The sequence below is a fragment of the Bacillota bacterium genome, from assembly GCA_040754675.1.
Taxonomy (GTDB): domain Bacteria; phylum Bacillota; class Limnochordia; order Limnochordales; family Geochordaceae; genus Geochorda.
Map to the genome: position 1 here is coordinate 1 of JBFMCJ010000411.1, position 3703 is coordinate 3703.

Here is a 3703-nt window from a genome sequence, read left to right on the forward strand (position 1 = left end):
CGGCATGGACGCGGTGGTCTCGGACCTGCTCGCCATTAGCGGCAGAAGCGGTGCCCGCGCCGCTCGGTCGTGCTATTAACGACCTTGTGGACCCTTCCAAGCGATGAAATCCTGCCCGTCAGGAGGCGACGGCCTTGCCCGCCGGGCGGAGAGGCAACTTGCTGAAGACCCACGGAGCCAGCAGCGCTACCGTCAGACCGACGCCGATGTACCGGATGAAGTCTACCCATTCCCCGGCCGGCATCACTGCCTTCAGCGCAAAGCGCACCGCGAACACAAGGACCAGACCGTACAGGCAGTTGAGCACCTGCCGCCCGAGCCCGTCTGCACGCTCCGCGCGCACCAGCCGCTCCTCCAGCAGGTCGCCGGCCCAGATGCCCGCCAGCGCGCCCATGGTCGGGAACTGCTCCGACAGGCCCACCCGGGCGATGACCGGCATCCCTGCCCAAAGGGCCATCAGTGCGGTAGGAGCGAGCAGCGCCAGCGCCAGCTGCGCGCCGAAGGGCAGGCGGCCGAGGGCGGCCTCCAGAGGGCGCCACGCGTAGTACAGACCCACCGCCAGGAGCAGGCCCAGCGCCCACCCGAAAAGCAGGTCGGTGGGGTAGTGGACCCCGAGGTAGAGCCGCGACGTTCCCACGAGTAGAATCACCAGGATGGCGAGGGCGGCGAACCACCGCCGCCGGATACCCAGGGCCAGGGAGGAGAAGACGCTCGCGCTGCCCGTCGCATGCCCGCTGGGCGTGGAGAAGGCGCCGCCGGTGTCGACCTGGATCACCCGAATGCCGGTGTCCATGGGCGGCCGCTGGATGCCAATCAGCCCCTTCAGCCCGGCCACCACCCACAGCTGACCTATGACAAGCGTGACGAAATACCGTTTGTAGGAGCGGTTGGAGACCCAGTACACTATCACCAGCAGAGCCAGCATGACGTTCTCCGAATAGATTTTGCTCATGGTCACCCAGAACCCATCCCAGAAGGGCCCGCCCATAACCGCCTGCAGCGCCTTGATCCATTCCATCAACCAATCCCCCTCCGACAAAGACCCCTGGGCAATTACGGTAAGCTAACAGTAAGTACGTTTCATTCCGTCCCAAGGCTAACATCCCCTGTGAGCCGGTTCAAGCAGCTGCTCGACCTCGCTCACCTGGAGACCTCCCCCTGAGGGTCGATTCTGTGTTGCTTCCGGCAGTTCGCCCACCACGCCTGGTATGGGGCCAGGCTGCCCAGGTCGAGGAGGTCGAAGAGCTGTTGCTGGACCGCGGTGCGTTCGGACAAGGTGATGTGTGCTGGCGTGCGCGCCTCCGGCGGGTACAGGTGCGCCACCTCCCGGATCGCCCCCAGCGTCTGCAGGAGGTCGGGGATGCTGTGGGCTGGCACGGGGAGCCCCCGCTCCTGTGCGCGCCGGTGCACCTCCCGCAACAAGAGCGAGGCCAGCATCGGCGCCAGCACGCAGTAAAAGGCGTGCACGCGGATCTTCGAGTCGGTCCAGTGAAACATCGGCCGCCAGCTGACGAACTGCGGGTCCTTCATCTGACGAAAGGCGTGCTCCACCTGATCCTGGCCGCGCTAGGCGGCCAGGATCCGCTCATTGCTCCAATCATGCTGGTCGGTGAAGAGGATCGTCTTCCCAAACCGCTCCCGGGCCAGCTGGTGCAGCGCTTCCTGGTCCAACTCGAAATGCAACTCCGGCAGGCCATCCGAAGACCTCCTTTTGGGTCCGGCAGGCCTGGTACCCGGCTCAGGGGCCCGCAGAGGCTGGTAGTGGCTCTTGGGCACCCGCAGCAGCTCCGGGTGGTGCGAGGGGACCAGCGAGCCGACGAAGTGATAGCCGCTTCCGGAGAGCTTGTGCTGGTTGCTCTCCGAGTTGTTCCCCTTGTCCAGGATCAGCGGCACGTGAAAATCCGACGCCACCAACAGCGCCAGCCCCACCTGCTTCAGGTCAAAGCCCTTGGCCTTGCTGGCGCCCCGTTGCGGCAGTTCCGCCGCATTGGCGGTGTCGATGTAGCTGATGAAGTTGGTGGTATCGTAGACCACGGCTCTGAGATCCAGCTGGAATTCTCGGACCATGTGCTCCACCAGGGTCCGTTCAATTTCCAAGATGTGCTCCCGTTCGAGCCGCTCCATATGGTCCCAGAACCGTTGGCTGGAGAGATGCCGGGCCTGGATATGCGGCAACAGCCGCCGCAAGGCGGTGCTTTCGAACCACTCCCCCATCTGGCGTTGATGCTCGTGGGCTCCACGGTCCGGTTGATCGCAGCGATCAGCATGTGCGCACCGACGGATGGGCCCTGTTCCCGCTTGGGGACCACCCGGTCGATGATCTCCGTCAGCCGCAGCCGGCGAGTGATGCTCCACAGCGCCGCCACCGAGCCGAAAGAGAAGATCTCCCCCGAGGACGGGTTGAACGCTTGCCCGCTGTCGGGCCGGCGAACGATGTCGTCCAATTGCCCAGGTACTTCTGCCAGACGATGCGAGGCTTGCCGTTGACCCGCTTGCACTCCGCAGCGTAGTAGTAGACCTGGTTGCCCCTGCGCTTCATTTGGAGCGACTCACTGAGGCCTTCCAAGCCCGTCGTTTCGGGCCACAAAAAAAGGGGGGCCGGGGGTAATACGGCTCGGGCGGCGGCCTCTTCCCAGATCTGAACTGAACTGGCAGCCAAGGTACGCGAGGTGATCGCCCAAGACTTCTGATAGCCCTGAGGCCCCCCGGGCGGGAGGCATGGTGTCCCGAGATGCGGGCGATCCCGGCGGCCCGGTACCACCAGGCAACGTCTTAGGATCCGGAAACTCCTTCTTCCGCTGTCCACGCTTCGGTCGTAAGCAGGTCAATATGCTGCCTTGATAGCCCCATACTCTCTTGCTGTGCCAACGTCACAGTCCAAGACTGTGACTTCATCGAGAAACTTCTCAACCGCCGCCAGGCTCGACCGCTCATTTCGAGACTGACGAGCTCCGTAGAACAGCTCGCCGGCAACAATGCACGGCAGGAAAACCTCCGCCGCTTGTTCCACAAACCGACGTACCGCCGCGTCTCCCCGAAGGAGCGTAACGACGACGCTCGTATCAAGTAAGACCTTACCAGTCACGGGCATCGATTCGTTCGCAGCCCTCGTCGATGGCTCTTAGCATGGCGTCAGCCTCAGCGGGAGGGAGTGTACCTGCAAACCGAACCAAGGCTCGACCTGGGGTTCCGTTGGCTCGCGAGGGCGTCAGGCCCCGGATGAACTCCAACACGCGCCGCTGGTCTCGCGGCGCGAGTCGGGCGACTTCGCGGCGGATTTCCTCCGAAAGCGATGGGTCGCTCATTCTCCTACCCTCCGGGAGTTGTCTCCTACCCTCCGGTAGCTGCACCTTCCCGGCGGCATCATGGCACGACCGCTATGACAAATCACCGCCTGGGCCTGCGCGGCCGAGAGCGCTATCGACCAAGTGGCGAAACGGGCTACCGGGACAGTGGGGTTGACCCGATTCCGTGGACACCTGCACACTTGGGGCGGAGCCCCAACAAGCAGGGTGTCCCGTGCCACCAACCCGACCGCCCTACCCGCCGGAGTTTCGCGCCGAGGCCGTGTGGCTGGTGCGGACCTCCGGCAAGACGCAGAAGGCGATCGCCGCCGACCTCGGGGTCTCCACGGAGTCCCTGCGCCACTGGGTGCGCCAGGCCCAGATCGACGCCGGCGAGCGCGAGGGCCTGACGACCGCTG

The 3703-nt window shown here is 64.7% G+C and carries 4 protein-coding genes and 1 pseudogene; 1 reads left to right on the top strand and 4 read right to left on the bottom strand.

The genetic code is table 11. From position 1 onward, the window contains the following. Positions 1-118: 118 nt before the first annotated feature. The 4 genes from AB1609_18005 to AB1609_18020 form a co-directional block, all read right to left on the bottom strand. Complete coding sequence (locus AB1609_18005) at positions 119-1018, bottom strand: phosphatase PAP2 family protein (protein MEW6048341.1); 900 nt, start codon at positions 1016-1018, stop codon at positions 119-121. Positions 1019-1140: 122 nt separating this feature from the next. Beyond that, positions 1141-1530, bottom strand: a complete 390-nt coding sequence (locus AB1609_18010) for a hypothetical protein (GenBank protein MEW6048342.1) — start codon at positions 1528-1530, stop codon at positions 1141-1143. A 36-nt stretch (positions 1531-1566) separates the two neighbouring features. After that, positions 1567-2187, bottom strand: a complete 621-nt coding sequence (locus AB1609_18015; GenBank protein ID MEW6048343.1) for a hypothetical protein — start codon at positions 2185-2187, stop codon at positions 1567-1569. Positions 2188-2824: 637 nt separating this feature from the next. Beyond that, positions 2825-3091: a PIN domain-containing protein gene (locus AB1609_18020; protein ID MEW6048344.1), complete on the bottom strand. Its 267-nt coding sequence runs from the start codon at positions 3089-3091 to the stop codon at positions 2825-2827. Between the two features lie 509 nt (positions 3092-3600). Here AB1609_18020 and AB1609_18025 point away from each other — a divergent pair. Then, positions 3601-3703 (top strand): annotated as a pseudogene (locus AB1609_18025) (hypothetical protein).